This window comes from Streptomyces sp. NPDC056224, assembly GCF_042267665.1.
Lineage (GTDB): Bacteria > Actinomycetota > Actinomycetes > Streptomycetales > Streptomycetaceae > Streptomyces.
Genome location: NZ_JBHJTK010000017.1, coordinates 1 through 21,287, shown reverse-complemented (window position 1 = coordinate 21,287; position 21,287 = coordinate 1). Strand labels below are relative to the sequence as shown.

Here is a 21,287-nt window from a genome sequence, read left to right as displayed (position 1 = left end):
CGATGTTCAGCACTGTTCTGGTCGCGAACCGCGGCGAGATCGCGGTCCGGGTCATCCGCACCCTGCGGGAGCTCGGCATCCGCTCCGTGGCCGTCTTCAGCGACGCCGACGCGGACGCCCGTCACGTACGGGAGGCCGACACGGCCGTCCGGATCGGCCCGGCGGCGGCCTCGATGAGCTACCTGTCGGTGGAGCGGCTGCTGGATGCCGCGAGGCGGACGGGCGCCGAGGCCGTGCACCCGGGCTACGGCTTCCTCGCCGAGAACGCGGCCTTCGCCCAGGCGTGCGCGGACGCCGGACTGGCCTTCATCGGGCCGCCCGCCTCCGCCATCTCCCTCATGGGCGACAAGATCCGGGCCAAGGAGACGGTGAAGGCGGCGGGCGTGCCCGTGGTCCCCGGCTCCTCCGGCAGCGGCCTCACCGACGCCGAACTGGTCTCCGCCGCCGAGGAGATCGGCATGCCGGTGCTGCTGAAGCCCTCGGCGGGCGGCGGCGGCAAGGGCATGCGGCTGGTGCGCGACGCGGCCGTACTGGCCGAGGAGATCGCGGCGGCCCGCCGCGAGGCGCGCTCCTCCTTCGGCGACGACACCCTCCTGGTCGAGCGGTGGGTGGACCGGCCGCGGCACATCGAGATCCAGGTGCTGGCGGACGCCCACGGGAACGTGGTCCACCTGGGCGAGCGCGAGTGCTCGCTCCAGCGGCGCCACCAGAAGGTCATCGAGGAGGCCCCCTCGGTCCTGCTCGACGAGAAGACCCGCGCGGCGATGGGCGCGGCGGCCGTGGACGCGGCCCGCTCGTGCGGGTACGTGGGCGCGGGCACGGTGGAGTTCATCGTCCCGGGCGGGGACCCCTCCTCCTACTACTTCATGGAGATGAACACCCGCCTCCAGGTCGAGCACCCGGTGACGGAGCTGGTCACGGGCCTGGACCTGGTGGAGCTGCAGCTGCGGGTGGCGGCCGGCCAGACCCTGCCCCTCACTCAGGACGAGGTCCGGCTCACGGGCCACGCGATCGAGGCCCGCGTCTGCGCGGAGGACCCGGCCAGGGGGTTCCTGCCGTCCGGCGGCACGGTCCTGGCGCTGTCGGAGCCCGACGGCGGGGCGGTCCGTACGGACTCCGGGCTGACGGCGGGCGTGCCGGTCGGGTCGACGTACGACCCGATGCTGTCGAAGGTCATCGTCCACGGGCCGGACCGGGCCGGCGCCCTGCGCATGCTGCGGGCCGCCCTCGCCGACACGGTGATCCTGGGTGTCCAGACCAATGCGGGCTTCCTGCGCCGTCTCCTCGCGCACCCGGACGTGGTCTCGGGCGACCTGGACACGGGCCTGGTCGAGCGCGACCTCCCCTCCCTCCTCCCGGAGGGGGTCCCGTACGAGGTGTACGCGGCGGCCGCGCTGCTGGCCGCGCCCCGCATTCCCCCGGCCACCGCCCGCTGGGTCGACCCGTTCGACGCGGCCAACGGCTGGCGCCTCGGCGGCACTGCGGCCTGGACGGTGCGCCACTTCCGCCTCCCGGGCCAGGACCCGGTGGAGGTCCGCACCCGACCCCTGGGCGCGGAGTCCGAGCTGCTCGTCGTCGACCCCGCCGGGCCGGATCAGGCGGCACCGGCGCGCGCCCGGATCGTGGCCCGCACCTGCGACACCGTCACCGTCGAACTCGACGGCGTCACGCACCGGTTCAGCCACGCCGCCTCCCCGGAGGGGACCTGGCTGGGCCGCGACGCGGACTCCTGGCACGTGCAGGCCCACGACCCGGTCGCCGCGGCGCTGAGCGGGAGCGGACACGCGGGGGCCGACACGCTGGCCGCCCCCATGCCCGGCACCGTCACCGTCGTCAAGGTGGCCGTGGGCGACACGGTGGTGGCCGGGCAGAGCCTCCTCGTCGTCGAGGCCATGAAGATGGAGCACGTCATCTCCGCCCCGCACGCCGGGACCGTCACCGAGCTCGACGTCACCCCCGGCACCACCGTCGCCATGGACCAGGTCCTGGCCGTGGTCACCCCGGAACCGGAAGAGGAGGCGGCCGCATGAACCGTCTGCCCATGACCGTCCCGGCCCCGGGCCTCCCGGCCCGGGTCCGGATCCACGAGGTCGGCGCCCGCGACGGGCTGCAGAACGAGAAGACGGCCGTCCCCACCGCCGTCAAGGCCGAGTTCATCCACCGGCTCGCCGCCGCCGGCCTCACCACCGTCGAGGCCACCAGCTTCGTCCACCCCAAGTGGGTGCCGCAGCTCGCCGACGCCGAGGAACTGGTCCCGCTCCTCGGCGACGTGCAGGCGGCCCTGCCCGTCCTCGTCCCCAACGAGCGCGGCCTCGACCGCGCCCTCGCCCTCGGCGCCACCCGCATCGCCGTCTTCGGATCGGCCACCGAGACCTTCGCCTCGCGCAACCTCAACCGGACCGTCGCCGAGTCCCTCGCCATGTTCGAGCCCGTCGTGGCCCGCGCCAAAGAGGGCGGGGCCCACGTCCGCGGCTACCTCTCGATGTGCTTCGGCGACCCCTGGGAGGGCCCGGTCCCGGTCCACCAGGTCGTCTCCGTGGCCACGTCCCTGCTCGACCTCGGCTGCGACGAGCTCAGCCTCGGCGACACCATCGGCGTCGCGACCCCCGGCCACGTTCAGGCACTGCTCAGCGGCCTGAACGAAGCGGGGGTCGCCACCGACCGCATCGGCGTGCACTTCCACGACACCTACGGCCAGGCCCTCTCCAACACCCTCGCCGCGCTCCAGCACGGCGTGACCACGGTCGACGCCTCCGCCGGGGGCCTCGGCGGGTGCCCGTACGCGAAGAGCGCCACCGGCAACCTCGCCACCGAGGACCTGGTGTGGATGCTCGACGGTCTCGGCATCGAGACCGGGGTCGATCTGGCCGCCCTCACCGCCACGAGCGTGTGGATGGCCGAACAGCTGGGGCGTCCCAGCCCCTCCCGTACCGTCCGCGCCCTCTCCCACAAGGAGTAGTCACATCATGTCCCTCGACCACCGGCTCACCCCCGAGCACGAGGAACTCCGCCGCACCGTCGAGGAGTTCGCGCACGACGTCGTCGCGCCCAAGATCGGCGACCTGTACGAGCGCCACGAGTTCCCGTACGAGATCGTCCGCGAGATGGGCCGCATGGGCCTGTTCGGCCTGCCCTTCCCCGAGGAGTACGGCGGCATGGGCGGCGACTACCTCGCCCTCGGCATCGCCCTGGAGGAGCTGGCCCGCGTCGACTCCTCGGTCGCCATCACCCTGGAGGCCGGCGTCTCCCTCGGCGCCATGCCGATCTACCTCTTCGGCTCGGAGGAGCAGAAGCGGGAGTGGTTGCCGAAGATGTGCTCCGGCGAGATCCTGGGCGCCTTCGGCCTGACCGAGCCCGGCGCGGGCAGCGACGCGGGCGGCACCCGCACCACCGCCGTGCGCGAGGGCGACGAGTGGGTCATCAACGGCTCCAAGTGCTTCATCACCAACTCCGGTACGGACATCACCGGTCTGGTCACCGTCACGGCCGTGACGGGCCGCAAGCCGGACGGCCGCCCCGAGATCTCCTCGATCATCGTCCCGTCCGGCACGCCGGGCTTCACGGTGGCCGCGCCGTACTCCAAGGTCGGCTGGAACTCCTCGGACACCCGTGAGCTGTCCTTCGACGGCGTACGGGTCCCGCTCGCCAACCTGGTGGGCGAAGAGGGGCGCGGCTACGCCCAGTTCCTGCGGATCCTCGACGAGGGCCGCATCGCCATCTCGGCGCTGGCCACCGGGCTCGCCCAGGGCTGCGTGGACGAGTCGGTGAAGTACGCCAAGGCGCGGCACGCCTTCGGCAAGGCGATCGGCGACAACCAGGCCATCCAGTTCAAGCTGGCCGACATGGAGATGCGCGCGCACATGGCCCGCATCGGCTGGCGCGACGCGGCCTCCCGGCTGGTGGCCGGGGAGCCGTTCAAGAAGGAGGCGGCGATCGCGAAGCTGTACTCCTCCACGGTCGCCGTCGACAACGCCCGCGAGGCCACGCAGATCCACGGCGGCTACGGGTTCATGAACGAGTACCCGGTGGCCCGGATGTGGCGGGATTCCAAGATCCTGGAGATCGGCGAGGGCACGAGCGAGGTCCAGCGCATGCTGATCGCGCGTGAACTGGGCTTCTCCGCCTAGCCGTAGCGCGCGTACGGACGCAGGACAGCACCGAGGGGGCCCAAGAAAGTTAGGGCCCCCTTACCGCTTTCGGCCAAGGTTAGGCTAACCTTCCCTCCGAACGGCCCGGTGGCTGGCCGCCCTGCACGCACGAAAGCGGACCCCGACATGCCCAAGTCCCGTACCTCCTCCCTGACCCGTCGCGGATTCGTCGCGGCCGGCGGCGCCCTCGGCCTCGTCGCGGCGCTCGCCGCGTGTGGAGGCACCGACTCGGCGAAGGGTGACGGCGGCAAGGACAAGGGCTCCGCCGCCTCGGGCCCCTGGACCTTCACGGACGACGTCACGAAGAAGGAAGTCAGCCTCAAGGCCAAGCCGAAGAACATCGTCGCGTTCACCGGCACCGCCGCCGCGCTGTACGACTACGGCGTCCCGGTCAAGGGCGTCTTCGGCCCGACCAGGACCGCCGACGGCAAGCCCGACGTCCAGGCCGGCTCGATGGACATCTCCAAGGTCGAGATCCTCGGCAACGTCTACGACGAGTTCAACGTCGAGAAGTACGCGGCCCTCCAGCCCGACCTGCTGGTCACCAACACCTGGGACGGCAAGTACTGGTACGTGCCGGAGGCCTCCAAGGACAAGATCCTCAAGCTCGCCCCGGCCGCCGCGATCGGCGTGGGCGGCGACGCCACCCTGGACAAGGGCCTGCAGCGCACCGCGGAGCTCGCCAAGGCGCTCGGCGCCGACCTGAACTCCAAGACCGTCGTCGACGCCAAGGCCCGCTTCGAGGCCGCCTCCGCCAAGCTCCGCGAGGCCACCAAGGCCAACCCGGGCGTCAAGGTGCTCGCCGGTTCCGGCGCCGACGCGCTGTTCTACGTCTCGACCCCGGACACCTCGGCCGACCTGAAGTACTTCAAGTCCCTCGGCGTCGAGTTCGTCACCCCGGAGAAGCTGGACGAGGGCGGCTTCTTCGAGAGCCTCAGCTGGGAGAACGCCGGCAAGTACAAGGCCGACGTCGTACTGCTCGACAACCGCACCGGAACCCTGCAGCCGGACGCCCTGAAGGCCAAGGCCACGTGGGCCGAGCTCCCCGCCGTCAAGGCCGGCCAGGTCACCCCGCGCGTCACCGAGCCGATCTACTCGTACGACAGGTGCGCCCAGATCCTGGAGGACCTCACCAAGGCCGTCCAGAACGCCAAGAAGGTCAGCTGACCACCCTTCACTCCGGCTGAATCCCAGGGGGGACCCACCGTATGACCGCCACCGCGTCCGACGCCCCGGCCGTAGCGCACTTCCGGTTCTTCACGCTCGACGTGCTCCGCACGCGCCGCCTCGGCCACTCGTTCCTGCGGGTCACGTTCGGCGGTGAGTCCCTCGCGGACTTCCGCTCGGGCGGCTTCGACCAGAGCCTGTCGCTCTTCCTGCCGACGGGCGACCAGGAGCACACGGTGCTCCCGTCCACGGACGAGGACACCTGGTTCGCCGCCTGGCGCGCGATGCCGGACGGGGAACGCCCGGTGATGCGCTCCTACACCGTGCGCGAGCAGCGCCGTACGGCCGGGGGCGTGGACGAGGTCGACATCGACTTCGTCCTGCACGGCGACTCGTCCCCCGCCTCGCGCTGGGCGGGACGGGCGGTCACCGGCCGCCGGATCATGGCGATCGGCCCGGCCGTCGCGGAGAACAAGTCCGTACGGTTCCAGCCGCCGGCCGGCAGCGACGCGATCTGGATGTACGCGGACGAGACCGCCCTGCCGGCCGCGGCCGCGATCCTGGACGGGCTGCCCGCGGGCACCCCGGTCCGGGCCTGGCTGGAGGTCCCGCACGAGGACGACCGGCTGCCGCTGGACACGCTCGCCGAGGCGGACATTACCTGGATCGTGCGCGGCAGCGCGGGCCGGGAGCGGACCGAGCAGCTGCTGAGCGTGTTGCGGGCCGAGGATCCGCGCCCCGCCGAAGCCCCGTACGTGTGGCTGGCGGGCGAGTCCGGCACGATCCGGGCCGTGCGCCGGCACTTCGTGCAGGAACGATCCGTCGATCGCCGCGCGGTGCGTTTCACCGGCTACTGGCGGCTCGGGGCGAGCGAGGAGCAGCTCCTCGCCGAGGCGTACGCGGGCCGGGCCCCGAGCGAGGACCCGGCTTCCGAGCTGTAGGCAACTCCCTTACCCAGCAGAGCAGTTGAGATGGGCCCCGGCTTCCGGCCAGGGCCCATCTCCATTTGGCCTGGAATTTAGGTTAGGCTAACCTAAGTATTGCCACCCCACCCCCCGCTCTCCCTGCCCGGAGGAAAGTTGATGCGCTCGCATCTGCTGAATGAGACGACCGCGGACCTCTACCGGCGTTCCGTCACCGAGGGAGTCGAACGCGTCGCCGCCAAACTCGCGAGCACGCAGCGTCCCCACACCGGCATCTCCGTCGACGAACTCGCCCCGGTCATCAACGGGATCGACCTCGACAAGCCGCTCGAAGACCCGGCCGCCGTCCTCGACGAGCTGGAGGACGTCTACCTGCGCGACGCGGTGTACTTCCACCACCCGCGCTACCTCGGCCACCTCAACTGCCCGGTCGTCATCCCCGCGGTGCTCGGCGAGGCGGTCCTCTCCGCCGTCAACTCCTCGCTCGACACCTGGGACCAGTCCATCGGGGGCACGCTCATCGAGCGCCGCCTCATCGACTGGACCGCCCAGCGCATCGGCCTCGGCCCCGGCGCGGACGGCGTCTTCACCTCCGGCGGCAGCCAGTCCAACTTCCACGCGCTGCTCCTCGCCCGCGACGAGGCCTGCCGCATCGTCATGAAGCAGGCGATGGACGAGGGCCGCGAGCTCACCAAGGCCGAACTCCTTCCGAAGCTGCGCATCTTCACCTCCGAGGCCAGCCACTTCAGCGTGCAGAAGTCGGCCGCCATGCTCGGACTCGGCTACGAGGCCGTCATCGCCGTCCCGGTCGACCGGAGCCGCCGCATGGACACCGCGGTGCTCGCCCTGGAGCTGGAGGAGTGCGCCGCCGAGGGCCTCTTCCCGATGGCCGTCGTCGCCACCGCCGGCACCACCGACTTCGGGTCCATCGACCCGCTCCCCGAGATCGCCCGCCTGGCCGCCGAGCACTCCGCGTGGATGCACGTGGACGCCGCGTACGGCTGCGGACTGCTGGTCTCCCCCACCCGGCGGCACCTCCTCGACGGCATCGAACGCGCCGACTCGGTCACGGTCGACTACCACAAGTCCTTCTTCCAGCCCGTCAGTTCCAGCGCCGTGCTGGTCCGCGACCGCGACACGCTGAGGCACGCCACGTACCACGCGGACTACCTCAACCCGCGCCGGATGGCCGAGGAAAGCATCCCCAACCAGGTCGACAAGTCCATCCAGACCACCCGCCGCTTCGACGCGCTCAAGCTCTGGATGACCCTGCGCGTCATGGGCGCCGACGGCATCGGCTCGCTCTTCGACGAGGTCGTCGACCTGGCCGCCGCGGGCTGGGACCTCATCGACGCCGACCCGCGCTTCGAGGTCGTGGTCAAGCCCCGGATCTCCACCCTGGTCTTCCGCTACGTCCCGGAGGGCGAGGTCCGGGGGGACCTGGTCGACGAGGCCAACCTGCACGCCCGCAAGGCCCTGTTCGCCTCCGGCGAGGCGGTGGTGGCCGGCACCAGGGTCGACGGGGACCAGTACCTGAAGTTCACCCTCCTCAACCCGCAGACCACGACGGCCGACATCGCGGCCGTCCTCGACCTTCTCGCCTCGCACGCCGAGCAGTTCCTGGGAGAATCCCTTGCCGTCCACCGCTAAGACCCACGACTTCATCGGCATCGGCCTCGGTCCCTTCAATCTGGGACTCGCCTGCCTGACGGCACCGATCGGCGAACTCGACGGCCTGTTCATCGAGTCGAAGCCGCACTTCGAGTGGCACGCCGGAATGTTCCTGGACGGCGCCCACCTGCAGACGCCGTTCATGTCCGACCTGGTCACCCTCGCCGACCCGACCTCGCCCTTCTCCTTCCTGAACTACCTGAAGGACCAGGACCGGCTGTACTCCTTCTACATCCGGGAGAACTTCTACCCGCTGCGGGCCGAGTACAACGACTACTGCCGCTGGGCCGCCGACCGGCTCGACAACGTCCTGTACTCCACCTCCGTCACCGAGGTCACCCACGACGAGGCGGCCGGCCTCTACGAGGTCCACACGGACCGGGGCGAGACCCACCGGGCCCGCCGCCTGGTCCTCGGTACCGGCACCACGCCCTTCGTGCCGGAGGCCTGCGCCCGCCTGGGCGGCGACTTCCTGCACAACTCCGCGTACATGACGCACAAGGCCGAGCTGCAGAAGAAGAAGTCGATCACCCTGGTCGGCTCCGGGCAGAGCGCCGCCGAGATCTACTACGACCTGCTGGCCGAGATCGACGCGTACGGCTACCAGCTCAACTGGATCACGCGCTCACCGCGGTTCTTCCCGCTGGAGTACACGAAGCTGACGCTGGAGATGACCTCCCCCGAGTACGTGGACTACTTCCACGCCCTCCCCGAGGACACCCGCTACCGGCTGGAGAGCCGGCAGAAGAACCTCTTCAAGGGCATCGACGGCGATCTGATCAACGCCATCTTCGACCTGCTCTATCAGAAGAGGATCAGCATGCCGGGCGCCGTCCCGACCACCCTGCTGACCAACACCTCCCTGAACGGCGCGGCCTACGACACCACCACGGGCACGTACACCCTGGGCCTGCGCCAGGAGGAACAGGAGCGGGACTTCTCCCTCGCGACCGAGGGCCTGGTCCTGGCCACCGGCTACAAGCACCCCGTCCCGGAGTTCCTCGCCCCCGTGCGCGGCCGGCTGAACTTCGACGGCCGCGGCCGCCTCGACGCCGCCCGCAACTACAGCGTCGACACCACCGGGCGCGAGGTCTACCTGCAGAACGGCACGACCCACAACCACTCCCTCACCTCGCCCGACCTGGGCATGGCCGCGTACCGCAACGCGTACATCGTCGGTGAGCTCCTCGGCCGCGAGCACTACAAGGTCGAGAAGTCCATCGCGTTCCAGCAGTTCGCAGCCCCGGAAGGCACGCACGCATGAGCACCACCTCCGAGGTCCTGTACGCCCGCACCGACGCGGCGCTCGGGACCTTCTCCCTCCGCCCCCTGGACCCCTTCGCGGACGCGGAGCTCCTGCACGGATGGGTCACGCACCCCAAGGCCTCGTTCTGGATGATGCAGGACGCCTCGCTGCCGGACGTCGAGCGCGAGTACATGAGGATCGCCGCGGCCGAGCACCACCAGGCCTTCATCGGCCTCCACGAGGGACGGCCGGCCTTCCTGATGGAGACGTACGACCCCGCCGAACTGGAGCTGGTCGGCCTGTACGACGCCCGGCCCGGCGACGTCGGCATGCACTTCCTGGTGGCCCCGGCCGACACCCCGGTCAGCGGCTTCACCCGCGCCGTGATCACCACGGTGATGGCCTCGCTCTTCGACGACCCCGCGAACCTCCGCGTCGTCGTCGAGCCGGACGTCCGCAACACCGCCGTCCACGCCCTGAACGAGGCGGTCGGCTTCGTCCCCGAGCGCGAGGTCGTCAAGCCGGAGAAGACCGCCCTGCTCAGCTTCTGCACGCGGGCGCAGTTCGAAGCCACCCAGGAAGTGTCGATATGAGCCTCGCCGACGCCGTCTCCCACCTCTCCCCGGAGCTGTGGGCCCGCGCCAGCCGCGCCCTGGTCCGCAAGGCCCTCGCGGAGTTCTCGCACGAGCGCCTGCTGACCCCGAAACCGCTCGGCGACTCGACGTACGCGGTCCTGAGTGACGACGGCTCGGTCGAGTACCGCTTCACGGCGCAGCTCCACGCCCTGGACCACTGGGCGGTGGACGAGTCCTCGATCACCCGCCGGAAGGGCGGCGCCGAGCTCCCGCTGGACGCCCTCGACTTCCACATCGAGATGCGCGAGGCCCTGGGGCTGAGTGCGGAGGTCCTGCCGGTCTACCTGGAGGAGATCTCCTCCACCCTGGCGGGCTCGGGCTTCAAGTACACGAAACCGCAGGTCTCCTCGGCCGTCCTCGCGAAGTCCTCGTTCCAGGACATCGAGACCGGCATGACCGAGGGCCACCCCTGCTTCGTCGCCAACAACGGCCGGCTCGGCTTCGGCGTGCACGAGTACCTGTCGTACGCCCCCGAGGCGGCGAGCCCGGTCCACCTGGTGTGGGTCGCCGCCCGCAAGGACGTCTCCACCTTCACGGCGGGCGCGGGCCTGGACCACGACGCGTTCATGCACGCCGAGCTGGGCGAGGGCACCCTCGCGCTCTTCTCCTCGAAGATGCGGTCCCTGGGCCTGGACCTGGCGGACTACCACCTCCTGCCCGTCCATCCCTGGCAGTGGTGGAACAAGACGACGGTCACCTTCGCCGCCGAGATCGCGGGCCGCCGCCTGGTCCTGCTGGGGGAGGGCGAGGACGCGTACCTCGCACAGCAGTCCATCCGCACGTTCTTCAACACCACCACGCCGACGAAGCACTACGTCAAGACGGCCATCTCGGTCCTCAACATGGGCTTCATGCGCGGTCTGTCGGCCGCGTACATGGAGGCCACCCCGGCCATCAACGACTGGCTCCACCAGCTGATCGAGTCGGACCCCGTCCTGCGGTCCGTCGACTTCTCGATCATCCGCGAGCGGGCGGCGATCGGCTACCACCACCGCCAGTACGAGCGCGCCACCGACCGGTACAGCCCGTACCGCAAGATGCTGGCCGCGCTGTGGCGCGAGTCCCCCGTGAACTCGCTGCGGGGCGACGAGCGGCTGGCCACGATGGCCTCGCTCCTCCACGTGGACGCCGAGGGCAAGTCCTTCGTCGGCGCCCTGATCGAGGAGTCGGGCCTGACCCCGTCCGAGTGGCTGGCGTCCTACCTCCGCGCCTACCTGGTCCCCCTCCTGCACTGCTTCTACCAGTACGACCTCGCGTACATGCCGCACGGCGAGAACACGATCCTCGTCATCGAGGGCGGCGTGGTGAAGCGGGCGATCTTCAAGGACATCGCCGAGGAGATCGTGGTCATGGACCCGGACGCGGTCCTGCCCCCGGCGGTCGAGCGGGTCCGGGCGGACATCCCGGAGGACATGAAGCTGCTGTCGGTCTTCACGGACGTCTTCGACTGCTTCTTCCGCTTCCTCGGCCCGATCCTCGTCACGGAGGGCATCTGCGAGGAGGACACCTTCTGGCGGGCGGTCGCGGACTGCGCCCACGCGTACCAGGACTCCGTACCGGCCCTCGCGGACCGCTTCGCCCGCTACGACCTGTTCGCGGACGAGTTCCAGCTGTCCTGCCTGAACCGCCTCCAGCTGCGCGACAACAAGCAGATGGTCGACCTCGCCGACCCGTCGGCGGCCCTCCAGCTGATCGGCACCCTCAAGAACCCCGTCGCGGCCTTCGCCCGGCGGTGAACGAGGGGGCGGGCACTCCTGCGGGTACGGTCCCCCCGGAACCCCGCCCCTTCCGCACGCGGGGCGTGTCCGCGAAGCCCTGACCGGCCCTCTTCGCGGACACGCCCCGCGTGTTTCCCCGTCGCGGAACGCTCGCCGGGGCCACCCCCGGGTACCCGCCGTCGGGTGGAGGCGCCGGCCTCGCCCTGGCCCTTGCCCGCTGACGGCACTGCTCCCGTGGCACGCCGTCAGGCCCGGCCGCGGAACTCCGCCGCCCGCGCCTCGGCCGCCTCGCGTGCCGCGTCGAGCGGATCCGTCCACACCGCGGGAGCCTCCGTCGCGGCCACCGGCGCCACGGCTGATCAGCCGGACACCCCTAGGACCAGGGCACGTCCGGCGCCCGGTGGTAGCCGATGCCCTGCGCCTCCAGGCGGGGTGCCTGGGCCGCCAGGCGGCGGCTGTACGACGTCCAGTCGAGGGCGGCCGCCGGGGACCAGCCCAGTTCCGCCAGGCCCAGGAGCCGGGGGAAGGCCATGAACTCCCAGTCGGCGCGCGTCGCGACGGTCTCCGTCCACAGCGGGGCCTCCACGCCCAGGACCGCGGATTCCGGGACGCCGGGCAGGTAGGAGCCCGGGTCCCAGTCGTACGCCCTGCGCACCGGGACGTAGCCCGCCCAGGCCAGGCCCGGCTTGGTCGTGGTGTCGTACTTCATGTCCAGGTACAGCCGGTCCGCCGGGGACAGGATCAGCGGGTGGCCCGCCCCGGCCGCCGTCGCCACCCGTGTCCTGTCCGCCGCCGGGGTGCGGTCGTGGCCCCAGTACTGCAGCACCGCGTCCGGCGCCGGACGGGCCGCCGCCAGCTGGTGCCAGGCCACCACCCTCTTCCCGTACCGGCCCACCACCGCCTGCGCCCGGTCCATGAAGGCCGCGTAGTCCGCGGCGGGCGTCGAGTGCGCCTCGTCGCCTCCGATGTGCAGGTAGCGGCCGGGCGTCAGCTCCGCCAGCTCACCGAGCACCTGGTCGATGAACTCGTACGTCCGCTCCTTGCCGACGCACAGCGAGCTGAAGCCGACCTTGACCCCCGTGTACCGCTCGGGGGCCTTCCCGTCGCAGTTCAGCTCCGCGTAGGAGGCGAGCGCCGCGTTCACGTGCCCCGGCATGTCGATCTCCGGGACCACGTCGACGTACCGCCGCCCCGCGTACGCGACGAGTTCCCGGTACTCGTCCTTCGTCCAGTGGCCGCCGGGGCCGCCGCCGACCTCGCTGGCGCCGCCGTACTCCGCCAGCCGCGGCCAGGAGTCGACCGCCAGGCGCCACCCCTGGTCGTCGGTCAGGTGCACGTGCAGGGTGTTGACCTTGTACTGGGCGATCTGGTCGACGTACCTCTTCACCTGCTCCACCGTGAAGAAGTGCCGCGCGACGTCCACCATCGCCCCGCGGTACGCGAACCTCGGCCGGTCGGTGACCGTCCCGCCCGGCACCGTCCCGGGGCCCGCCACCGGCAGCAGCTGGCGCAGCGTCTGTCCCGCGTGGAACAGCCCGGCCGGGGTCCGTGCGGCGAGGGTGATCCCGTCCGGGCCGGACTCCAGCCGGTAACCCTCGTCGCCGACCCCCTCGGTCTCCTCGTCGATCCGCAGCCGGATCCCGTCCCCGCCGGCCCCGCCGGCCCCGCCGACCACGGGCAGCGGCAGCCCGCTCGGGCCGCGCAGCTGCTCCGCGAGGAGTTCGCCGACCCGCCGGACCTCCGCGTCCCGTCCCGGGCCGGTACGGATGACCGTGCCCGGCCCGACGGCGTACCCGGGGCCTTCGGCGCGTGCGGAGACGGGCGCCGGCAGCAGCCGTTCGAAGGGGGCCGGCACGGCGGGGGGATCGTCGCCGGCTCCGGCGTCCTCACCGCGGGCGTCGGTACACGAGACGGGGACACCGAGGGCGCCGAGGACGAGGAGGGTGCCGAGCGCGCGTCGCAGGACTCTCATGAGGCCAGGTATAGGCCAAGTGGGCCGTCCTGGCCGGTGCGAGAATCATCGGATGGCGGAAATCATCCAGAAGGACGGCACTTGGACCTTCGACGGGGACGTGGTGCGCATCGTGCCGGGCCGCGACAAGGGGGTGGGCCCCTTGCGCCAGACGCTCGGCGAGGTGGCCGTACCGCTGCGCGCGCTGGCCGGGATCAGCTTCGAACCGGGGCGCAAGGCGGGCCGGCTGCGACTACGGCTGCGTGACGGTGCGGATCCGCTGCTCCAGGTGACCGCCGGGCGGCTGCCGGAGGCCTCCGACCCGTACCGGCTGACCGTGGAGCAGGACCGGGCCGGGGTGGCGGAGTACTTCGTCGACGAGGTCCGCAGCGCGCTGCTGCTGGAGCAGGTGGACACCGGGCCCACCCGGGAGTACCTGCTGCCGGGCCCCGCGGTGCCGCTCACCGTGGCCGCGGGCGACGGGACCGTGGCCTTCGACGGGGACCGGGTGACCCTGGAGTGGAACTGGACGGCCGAGGAGGCCAAGCGGTCCGGAGGGACGCGCGGCTTCGGGCTGGCCGACCTCCGGACGGTGGAGTGGTGTCCGTCCAAGGGGCTGAGCAACGGCTGGCTGCGCTTCGTCCCGGCGGGCGTCGCGTCGGCCGCCGCGCCCAAGTACGACCCCTTCACGGTGGAGCTCTTCGGCTTCAAGAACGACCCGCTGATGGCCCTGGTCGCGGCGGCGGTGGCGCTGCGGCTGCCCCACCCGGGGGCGGCCGCCGCCGACGGCGCCCCGGCCGCGGTCACCGTGCTCAGCGCGGCCGCGGCGCCGCCGGAGGAGACCCCGGCGGACCACGACACCCTCCTGCGCCGCCTGCGTGATCTCGGCGAGCTGCATCAGACGGGGATCCTCACGGCCGAGGAGTTCGCGGCCGCCAAGCAGGCCGTTTTGCGGCGTTTCTGACCGGATCCATCCATTCCGCTGGTCCATACCAGAAGGATCCTGCCCGGATTCGGGCAGGATCTTTTGCATTCGGCGCCTCCACCCGCCAGTATCTACGGGTGCTCGATCGCCGCCCGTCGCATGACGACCTCGTCGACCACCTGGTGCGCAGCACCGCGCTGCAGCGCGGCGAGGCCGCCCGGGTGGTACTCGACGTGCTCGCGTACTTCGACGAGACGACCGAGGAGTTCGTGCGCCGCCGCCACCGGGAACTGCAGTCCGGCGGAGCGGTGAACACGGAGATCTTCGAGCGGATCGCGGCCGAGCTGCCGCACCGCGCCGTGGCGCCCGCGGAGCTCTCGCTCCGGCAACTGCGCCGCATCGTCTACGGCTGAGCGGCCGCCGGCGGCCGCCGCACGCGGCCGCGGACGAGCACAGGAACCGAACATCAGGAGGGGCAGGACCGTATGTGTGGAATCGTCGGTTACATCGGCAAGCGTGACGTGGCACCGCTGCTGCTGGAAGGCCTGCAGCGGCTGGAGTACCGCGGATACGACTCCGCGGGCATCGTCGTCAACAGCCCGAAGGCCGCCGCCCTCAAGGCGGTCAAGGCCAAGGGACGGGTCCGCGAGCTGGAGTCCCGCGTCCCCAAGCGCTTCGCCGGCACCACCGGCATCGCCCACACCCGCTGGGCCACCCACGGCGCCCCCAGCGACGTCAACTCGCACCCGCACCTGGACCCCGAGAACAAGGTCGCCGTCGTCCACAACGGCATCGTCGACAACGCCTCCGAACTGCGCGCCAAGCTGGAGGCCGAGGGCGTGGTCTTCGCCTCCGAGACCGACACCGAGGTGATCACCCACCTGATCGCCCGCGCCCAGGCCGACACCCTCGAGGAGAAGGTCCGCGAGGCGCTCAAGGTCATCGAGGGCACCTACGGCATCGCCGTGATGCACGCCGACTTCGCCGACCGCATCGTGGTCGCCCGCAACGGCTCCCCGGTCATCCTCGGCATCGGCGAGAAGGAGATGCTCGTCGCCTCCGACGTCGCCGCGCTGATCGCCCACACCCGCCAGGTCGTCACCCTCAACGACGGCGAGATGGCCACCCTCAAGGCCGACGACTTCCGCACGTACACCACCAGCGGTACGACGACCACCGCCACCCCGGAGACCGTGGAGTGGGAGGCCGCCTCGTACGACATGGGCGGTCACGACACCTACATGCACAAGGAGATCTCCGAGCAGCCCGACGCGGTCGACCGCGTGCTGCGCGGCCGGATCGACGACCGCTTCAACACCGTCCACCTGGGCGGCCTGAACCTGGACCCGCGCGAGGCGCGCGGCATCCGCCGGGTCAAGATCCTGGGCTGCGGTACCTCGTACCACGCGGGCCTCATCGGCGCCGGCCTCATCGAGGGCATGGCCCGGATCCCCGCGGACGCCGAGCCGGCCTCCGAGTTCCGCTACCGCAACCCGGTCGTGGACCCCGACACCCTGTACATCGCGGTCTCCCAGTCCGGTGAGACGTACGACGTGCTCGCGGCCGTGCAGGAGCTCAAGCGCAAGGGCGCCCGCGTCCTCGGCGTGGTCAACGTGGTCGGCTCGGCGATCGCGCGCGAGGCCGACGGCGGCGTGTACGTGCACGCCGGCCCCGAGGTCTGCGTCGTCTCCACCAAGTGCTTCACCAACACGGTCGTGGCGTTCGCGCTGCTCGCCGTGCACCTGGGCCGCATCCGGGACCTGTCGGTCACCGACGGCAAGCGGATCATCGAGGGCCTGCGCAAGCTGCCCGCGCAGATCCAGGAGATCCTCGACGGCGAAGAGGACATCAAGAAGCTGGCGGCCGAGTTCGCCGAGGCCAAGTCGATGATGTTCATCGGCCGGGTGCGCGGTTACCCGGTGGCGCTGGAGGCCTCCCTGAAGCTCAAGGAGATCTCCTACATCCACGCCGAGGCCTACCCGGCCTCCGAGCTCAAGCACGGTCCGCTGGCGCTGATCGAGCCCTCGCTGCCGACGGTCGCGATCGTCCCGGACGACGACCTGCTGGAGAAGAACCGCGCGGCGCTGGAGGAGATCAAGGCCCGCAGCGGCCGGATCCTGGCGGTCGCCCACCGCGAGCAGGAGAAGGCGGACCACACCATCGTGGTCCCGAAGAACGAGGACGAGCTGGACCCGATCCTGATGGGCATCCCGCTCCAGCTGCTGGCGTACCACACGGCCCTGGCCATGGGCCGGGACATCGACAAGCCGCGCAACCTGGCGAAGTCGGTCACCGTCGAGTAGCCGGACCGCCCCCACCATGTGACGAACCCCCGTGCGCACCGCGCACGGGGGTTCGTCACATGGTGCTCAGCCCGCGGCGACCGCGCCGCGCCGCGCCTTGCCGACGGCCATCGGCCAGTGCGCCAGGGCCGCCGTGGCCCCGTACCAGGCCAGCAGGCCGGACACGGCGGCGACCCAGCCGCCGGCCTTGGCGAGACCGCCGCTGTCCGCGAAGGCGCCTATCGCCAGCAGGAGCAGGGACAGGGTCAGCAGGGCGTAGACGCCCTGGCTGAACAGACCGCTCGCGGCGGCGACCGTGAGGGTCAGTGCGAGCAGCGCGAAGAGGACAAGAAACGCTCCGGCGGCTTCGTCGGAGACCGAAGCTCCCGCGCCCTTGGCCCACGTGAACCAGAAGATGCCGAGGCCCGCGAACGCGGTGCCGTTGAACCCGCTGCCGCCGCGGTACTCCAGGAGCCCGAGGAGGAAGAGGGCGACGCCGCCGACGTACATCGCGAGCGATACGGAACTGGCAGCGGTCACGCCGTCGATGACACCGGTGTGGCCGATACCGAATGCGAGAAGGGTCAGACCCAGGGCGATGTTCCCGAGGGTCGAAGTCGAGGCCGTGCTTCCCGCAGAGACACCATTGTCCACGGCGGGCTCCCTTCGATCTGCAGTTGTTTGCTGCGTCCCAGCAGCATTTATCTACCCTTTACACGGGTGCACAACCGCACAATCGATTAACAACCGGTCACGGAACCACAACAACCGGTCGCTGTGCGCGCTTGGCCAACCGGCCCGCCACCGAGCCGAAGATCCGGCCCACGATCCCGTGCGTGGACCCGACGACGATGGCGTCGGCCGAGTACTCCCGGCCGACCTCCTCCAGCTCGTGGCAGATGTCCCCGCCCCGCTCGACCAGGATCCACGGCACCTCGGACAGGTAGTCCGCACAGGCCAGTTCCAGCCCGAGCACCTCGGTGCGGTGGTCCGGAACGTCGACGAACACCGGCGGCTCACAGCCGGCCCACACGGTGGTGGGCAGCCGGTTCGCGACATGGACGATGATCAGACCGGATCCGGAGCGGCGGGCCATGCCGATCGCGTACGCGAGGGCGCGCTCGCTGGACGTGGATCCGTCGAATCCCACAACGACCCCGTGCCGGAAGGCCGGATCGCAGTGCTGGCGTGTCTGTTCCACCGCGCGCAGATCGGCGGCCGACGCGGGGTCGGCGAGGCGTTTGCGCTTGCGGTCCGCGGGATCGGAGAATTCGTGACCGGCCATGGGTGTCTCGGCGAAGAGGTCCTTGGAGGAAGCAACAGGGGCGAATTTCGGCGACGCTGGGTAACGGAGCTCTGTCCGGGAAGCATCTTCCCAAGCCCATACCCACCAGGGTACGGCGACACTCCTGTCCTGCACAGGGCAGCCCAGGGCTTGCCGCACCGGGAGAGCGTCCCAGGGAGCATGCCGGAGCGAGCGCGCCTTGGCAATGTCCGCTGTCCCCTACAGCCAGTGACGATCCGGCCCGGAGCCACCCGTGCGCGCAGTGACCGAGCCCGGCCCGCCGGCGTTGGACAGGCGACCGACCTCCAGGTAAGAGCCCGCAGGGAGTACGCCGTGCCCGGCCATCCGGTTCACCCCGTCCAGCCAGCTCAGCCGACGCAGTCCATCCACTACGCCGACACCCTCCCGCAATTCCCCGCCTCGGCACGCCCCCCACTTCACCCGTCCGTGCGTCCCGCCGGGCGCCGTCATGACGACCCCGCGGGTGACGTCGTGCGCTGGGCCGCCTTCAGCTGCCTGCTGGTCCCCGTGGTCCTCGTCGTCCACGGAACCTCCTTCGGCGGCGCGACCGCCGCCACCCTCGGCCTGCTCGCGGTCACGGCCGCGTGCCGGGCACTGCTGCGCCAGTCGGAGAGGGCCGGGCGGGCCACGGCCACGGCCCCGGTCCGGACGGCGGAGCGGATTCCGTCCGGCCACCGGGGCCGGCACTCGCGCGGCAGGTCCGGGACTCGCCGGGTGTGCGGCGGTTCTGAGCCCGCACTCCCGCACGACTGACTCATTCGCACACCCACACCCGCATGTTTTCAGCCAACTTCCCGACAGGGTGCCCCCCTTGCCGGAATGTCCCCCCAACGCCCCCACCACCAGCGACGACAGGCGCCGGGGGGTGCCTCGACCCTACGCGTACTGGCCACGGCCGGAGGGAACGCACCTCCGGCAGGTAGCGGAGCGGAACGCTTCCTGATCGAATGCTTTTCGCCAAGTTGAGAAGTCGATATAGCGCTGCGTGCTGAACTTGTCACGCCGACACCACGGGACGCAGTAGATTCGATCATGTATTTACGGCGGGGGATCCACGTGCAAGGCCGAGGGGAAACGTGCAGGTGCGACCAGACCAAGGAGTCGCGACACCCAAGGGGGGCTTAGCGCCATGAGCCAGGATTCCACCGCCGTCGTCGCAGACGCCGGCCGGAAGCTCGCGGGGCGTCGCCGCAGGGAGATCGTCGCGGTGCTGCTCTTCAGCGGCGGACCGATCTTCGAGAGCTCCATTCCACTTTCCGTGTTCGGCATTGACCGGCAGGACGCGGGAGTTCCACGCTACCGATTGCTCGTGTGCGCCGGTGAGGACGGTCCGCTCAGGACCACCGGCGGACTCGAACTGACCGCGCCGTACGGGTTGGAGGCGATCGCCCGGGCAGGCACGGTCGTCGTGCCCGCGTGGCGTTCCATCACTTCACCACCGCCCCCCGAGGCGCTCGACGCACTGCGTCTGGCGCACGAGGAGGGAGCCCGGATCGTCGGACTGTGCACGGGAGCCTTCGTGCTCGCCGCCGCCGGTCTGCTGGACGGCCGGCCCGCGACGACGCACTGGATGTACGCGCCGACGCTGGCCAAGCGGTACCCGTCCGTCCACGTCGATCCGCGCGAACTGTTCGTCGACGACGGCGACGTGCTCACGTCCGCCGGTACGGCGGCCGGAATCGACCTGTGCCTGCACATCGTGCGGACGGACCACGGCAGTGAGGCGGCCGGGGCCCTGGCCCGCCGGCTCGTCGTACCGCCGCGCCGCACCGGCGGCCAGGAGCGCTATCTCGACCGGTCGCTGCCGGAGGAGATCGGCGCCGACCCGCTGGCCGAGGTCGTCGCCTGGGCGCTGGAACACCTCCACGAGCAGTTCGACGTGGAGACCCTGGCGGCCCGCGCCTACATGAGCAGGCGCACCTTCGACCGCCGGTTCCGCTCGCTGACCGGCAGCGCGCCGCTCCAGTGGCTGATCACCCAGCGGGTGCTCCAGGCACAGCGGCTGCTGGAGACCTCCGACTACTCGGTCGACGAGGTCGCCGGCCGCTGCGGGTTCCGGTCGCCGGTCGCCCTGCGCGGGCACTTCCGGCGGCAGCTGGGGTCCTCCCCGGCCGCATACCGGTCCGCCTACCGGGCACGGCGGCCGCAGGCCGACGTGGCCCAGGTGTCCCAGCTCTCGGAGAGCCCGCTCCCGCACCAGCGGACTGCGCAGCCCCAGCGGGCGGCGGCGGCCCTGGCCGCCACGGGCCCGACGGTGACCGAGCTCTACGCCCCCGGCCGGGTCCTGCGGGAACACGCGTAACGCTCCCGGCGACAGCCGGCGAAGAAGGTCCTCCATCGGTCGCCGCCGATGGGGGACCTTCCGCTTGCGTGATCGTCCTTGCGTGATCGTCCTTGCGTGATCGTCCAGGTGCGACCCGTGAGGTGTGGCCGGTGAGGTGTGGCCGGTGAGGTGTGGCCGGTGATGTGCGATCAGCGCCCGGGATCCCAGGTACCGCATAAGGTGGGACACATGAACGATCGCATGGTGTGGATCGACTGCGAGATGACCGGGCTCTCGTTGACGGACGACGCACTTATCGAGGTGGCCGCACTGGTCACCGACTCGGAGCTCAACGTGCTCGGCGACGGCGTGGACATCGTGATCCGCCCGCCGGACGCCGCCCTGGAGACCATGCCCGACGTGGTGCGCGAGATGCACACCGCCTCCGGGCTGCTGGACGAGCTGGCCGGCGGAACCACCCTCGCCGACGCCGAGGCCCAGGTCCTGGCGTACGTACGGGAACACGTCAAGGAACCCCGCAAGGCCCCGCTGTGCGGGAACTCGGTCGGCACCGACCGCGGCTTCCTGCTGCGCGACATGGCCGCGCTGGAGAGCTACATGCACTACCGGATCGTGGACGTGTCCTCGGTCAAGGAGCTGGCGCGCCGCTGGTACCCGCGGGCGTACTTCAACAGCCCCCCGAAGAACGGCAACCACCGGGCGCTCGCGGACATCAAGGAGTCCATCGCCGAGCTGCGCTACTACCGGGAGGCGGTCTTCGTTCCGCAGCCCGGACCCGACTCGGACACCGCTCGGGCCATCGCCGCCAAGTACGTCCTGCCCGCCGAATAGCCACCCCGGAGCGGGGGCGGCGACAAGGGGGGAGCGAGCACCCTCCCGGACCCTGTACCCTTTTCTTCGGCCGGTCGGTTCTCCGACCGGACATGGTGGGTGTAGCTCAGTTGGTAGAGCACCTGGTTGTGGTCCAGGTGGCCGCGGGTTCAAGTCCCGTCACTCACCCTGCGAGAGGGCCCCGGTCCGCGAAAGCGGAC

General features: G+C 71.0%; 18 protein-coding genes and 1 tRNA gene. 16 read left to right on the top strand and 3 right to left on the bottom strand.

Annotated features, from left to right (window positions below; translation table 11 throughout):
* Positions 1–2 precede the first annotated feature (2 nt).
* The 9 genes from ACFCZ1_RS20705 (at position 3) to ACFCZ1_RS20665 (ending at position 11,526) form a co-directional block, all read left to right on the top strand.
* Positions 3–2,030, top strand: coding sequence for an acetyl-CoA carboxylase biotin carboxylase subunit (locus ACFCZ1_RS20705; protein ID WP_376679728.1), 2,028 nt, complete (start codon positions 3–5; stop codon positions 2,028–2,030).
* Complete coding sequence (locus ACFCZ1_RS20700; protein WP_376679727.1) at positions 2,027–2,959, top strand: hydroxymethylglutaryl-CoA lyase; 933 nt, start codon at positions 2,027–2,029, stop codon at positions 2,957–2,959. The genes ACFCZ1_RS20705 and ACFCZ1_RS20700 overlap by 4 nt, the downstream gene beginning before the upstream one ends.
* A 7-nt stretch (positions 2,960–2,966) precedes the next feature.
* Positions 2,967–4,127: an acyl-CoA dehydrogenase family protein gene (locus ACFCZ1_RS20695; protein ID WP_376679726.1), complete on the top strand. Its 1,161-nt coding sequence runs from the start codon at positions 2,967–2,969 to the stop codon at positions 4,125–4,127.
* A 147-nt stretch (positions 4,128–4,274) separates the two neighbouring features.
* The gene (locus ACFCZ1_RS20690; protein WP_376679725.1) at positions 4,275–5,315 is read left to right on the top strand and encodes an ABC transporter substrate-binding protein; all 1,041 of its coding nucleotides are present in this window, start codon (positions 4,275–4,277) and stop codon (positions 5,313–5,315) included.
* Between the two features lie 41 nt (positions 5,316–5,356).
* Positions 5,357–6,256 carry a siderophore-interacting protein gene (locus ACFCZ1_RS20685; RefSeq protein ID WP_376679724.1) on the top strand — a complete coding sequence of 300 codons (900 nt, stop codon included), beginning with the start codon at positions 5,357–5,359 and terminating at the stop codon, positions 6,254–6,256.
* 141 nt (positions 6,257–6,397) lie between these two features.
* Positions 6,398–7,888 carry a pyridoxal phosphate-dependent decarboxylase family protein gene (locus ACFCZ1_RS20680; protein WP_376679723.1) on the top strand — a complete coding sequence of 497 codons (1,491 nt, stop codon included), beginning with the start codon at positions 6,398–6,400 and terminating at the stop codon, positions 7,886–7,888.
* Positions 7,872–9,173 carry a lysine N(6)-hydroxylase/L-ornithine N(5)-oxygenase family protein gene (locus ACFCZ1_RS20675; RefSeq protein WP_376679722.1) on the top strand — a complete coding sequence of 434 codons (1,302 nt, stop codon included), beginning with the start codon at positions 7,872–7,874 and terminating at the stop codon, positions 9,171–9,173. Before ACFCZ1_RS20680 ends, ACFCZ1_RS20675 begins: the two co-directional genes overlap by 17 nt.
* A complete protein-coding gene (locus tag ACFCZ1_RS20670) occupies positions 9,170–9,748 on the top strand; it encodes a GNAT family N-acetyltransferase (protein ID WP_376679721.1) in 579 nt (192 codons plus the stop codon). Before ACFCZ1_RS20675 ends, ACFCZ1_RS20670 begins: the two co-directional genes overlap by 4 nt.
* Positions 9,745–11,526, top strand: coding sequence for an IucA/IucC family protein (locus ACFCZ1_RS20665; RefSeq protein WP_376679720.1), 1,782 nt, complete (start codon positions 9,745–9,747; stop codon positions 11,524–11,526). Before ACFCZ1_RS20670 ends, ACFCZ1_RS20665 begins: the two co-directional genes overlap by 4 nt.
* A 355-nt stretch (positions 11,527–11,881) precedes the next feature.
* Here the strand turns inward: ACFCZ1_RS20665 and ACFCZ1_RS20660 are convergent, their stop codons facing one another.
* Positions 11,882–13,480 (bottom strand): beta-N-acetylhexosaminidase, encoded by a 1,599-nt coding sequence (locus ACFCZ1_RS20660; protein WP_376679719.1) that lies wholly within the window; start codon positions 13,478–13,480, stop codon positions 11,882–11,884.
* A gap of 52 nt (positions 13,481–13,532) precedes the next feature.
* Here ACFCZ1_RS20660 and ACFCZ1_RS20655 point away from each other — a divergent pair, with 52 nt between their 5' ends.
* From ACFCZ1_RS20655 to glmS, 3 genes are all read left to right on the top strand, one after another.
* Positions 13,533–14,423: a DUF4429 domain-containing protein gene (locus ACFCZ1_RS20655; RefSeq protein WP_376679718.1), complete on the top strand. Its 891-nt coding sequence runs from the start codon at positions 13,533–13,535 to the stop codon at positions 14,421–14,423.
* A gap of 98 nt (positions 14,424–14,521) precedes the next feature.
* Positions 14,522–14,797: a hypothetical protein gene (locus ACFCZ1_RS20650; protein ID WP_376679717.1), complete on the top strand. Its 276-nt coding sequence runs from the start codon at positions 14,522–14,524 to the stop codon at positions 14,795–14,797.
* 72 nt (positions 14,798–14,869) lie between these two features.
* Positions 14,870–16,687, top strand: a complete 1,818-nt coding sequence (gene glmS, locus ACFCZ1_RS20645) for a glutamine--fructose-6-phosphate transaminase (isomerizing) (RefSeq protein ID WP_376679716.1) — start codon at positions 14,870–14,872, stop codon at positions 16,685–16,687.
* Positions 16,688–16,753: 66 nt separating this feature from the next.
* Here glmS and ACFCZ1_RS20640 read toward each other — a convergent pair whose 3' ends face one another.
* Positions 16,754–17,320 (bottom strand): acetate uptake transporter, encoded by a 567-nt coding sequence (locus ACFCZ1_RS20640; RefSeq protein ID WP_376679715.1) that lies wholly within the window; start codon positions 17,318–17,320, stop codon positions 16,754–16,756.
* A gap of 97 nt (positions 17,321–17,417) precedes the next feature.
* Complete coding sequence (locus ACFCZ1_RS20635; protein ID WP_376679714.1) at positions 17,418–17,951, bottom strand: universal stress protein; 534 nt, start codon at positions 17,949–17,951, stop codon at positions 17,418–17,420.
* 492 nt (positions 17,952–18,443) lie between these two features.
* Between ACFCZ1_RS20635 and ACFCZ1_RS20630 the strand changes: the two genes are divergently transcribed.
* The 4 genes from ACFCZ1_RS20630 to ACFCZ1_RS20615 all read left to right on the top strand — a co-directional run bounded on the left by ACFCZ1_RS20630 (position 18,444) and on the right by ACFCZ1_RS20615 (position 21,255).
* A complete protein-coding gene (locus ACFCZ1_RS20630; protein ID WP_376679713.1) occupies positions 18,444–18,725 on the top strand; it encodes a hypothetical protein in 282 nt (93 codons plus the stop codon).
* Positions 18,726–19,101: 376 nt separating this feature from the next.
* The gene (locus tag ACFCZ1_RS20625) at positions 19,102–20,274 is read left to right on the top strand and encodes a helix-turn-helix domain-containing protein (protein WP_376679712.1); all 1,173 of its coding nucleotides are present in this window, start codon (positions 19,102–19,104) and stop codon (positions 20,272–20,274) included.
* Positions 20,275–20,484: 210 nt separating this feature from the next.
* On the top strand, positions 20,485–21,087 hold the full coding sequence (gene orn / locus ACFCZ1_RS20620) for an oligoribonuclease (RefSeq protein ID WP_376679711.1): 603 nt from the start codon (positions 20,485–20,487) through the stop codon (positions 21,085–21,087).
* Positions 21,088–21,182: 95 nt separating this feature from the next.
* Positions 21,183–21,255: transfer RNA gene (locus tag ACFCZ1_RS20615), tRNA-His, on the top strand.
* Positions 21,256–21,287 lie beyond the last annotated feature (32 nt).

Coding starts and splice junctions, on each gene's coding strand:
- ACFCZ1_RS20695 (WP_376679726.1), top strand. CDS start 2,967: ATGTCCCTCGACCACCGGCTCACCCCCGAGCACGAGGAACTCCGCCGC.
- ACFCZ1_RS20680 (WP_376679723.1), top strand. CDS start 6,398: ATGCGCTCGCATCTGCTGAATGAGACGACCGCGGACCTCTACCGGCGT.
- ACFCZ1_RS20670 (WP_376679721.1), top strand. CDS start 9,170: ATGAGCACCACCTCCGAGGTCCTGTACGCCCGCACCGACGCGGCGCTC.
- ACFCZ1_RS20655 (WP_376679718.1), top strand. CDS start 13,533: ATGGCGGAAATCATCCAGAAGGACGGCACTTGGACCTTCGACGGGGAC.
- ACFCZ1_RS20700 (WP_376679727.1), top strand. CDS start 2,027: ATGAACCGTCTGCCCATGACCGTCCCGGCCCCGGGCCTCCCGGCCCGG.
- ACFCZ1_RS20625 (WP_376679712.1), top strand. CDS start 19,102: ATGAGCCAGGATTCCACCGCCGTCGTCGCAGACGCCGGCCGGAAGCTC.
- ACFCZ1_RS20690 (WP_376679725.1), top strand. CDS start 4,275: ATGCCCAAGTCCCGTACCTCCTCCCTGACCCGTCGCGGATTCGTCGCG.
- ACFCZ1_RS20660 (WP_376679719.1), bottom strand. CDS start 13,480: ATGAGAGTCCTGCGACGCGCGCTCGGCACCCTCCTCGTCCTCGGCGCC.
- glmS (WP_376679716.1), top strand. CDS start 14,870: ATGTGTGGAATCGTCGGTTACATCGGCAAGCGTGACGTGGCACCGCTG.
- ACFCZ1_RS20705 (WP_376679728.1), top strand. CDS start 3: ATGTTCAGCACTGTTCTGGTCGCGAACCGCGGCGAGATCGCGGTCCGG.
- orn (WP_376679711.1), top strand. CDS start 20,485: ATGAACGATCGCATGGTGTGGATCGACTGCGAGATGACCGGGCTCTCG.
- ACFCZ1_RS20635 (WP_376679714.1), bottom strand. CDS start 17,951: ATGGCCGGTCACGAATTCTCCGATCCCGCGGACCGCAAGCGCAAACGC.
- ACFCZ1_RS20685 (WP_376679724.1), top strand. CDS start 5,357: ATGACCGCCACCGCGTCCGACGCCCCGGCCGTAGCGCACTTCCGGTTC.
- ACFCZ1_RS20665 (WP_376679720.1), top strand. CDS start 9,745: ATGAGCCTCGCCGACGCCGTCTCCCACCTCTCCCCGGAGCTGTGGGCC.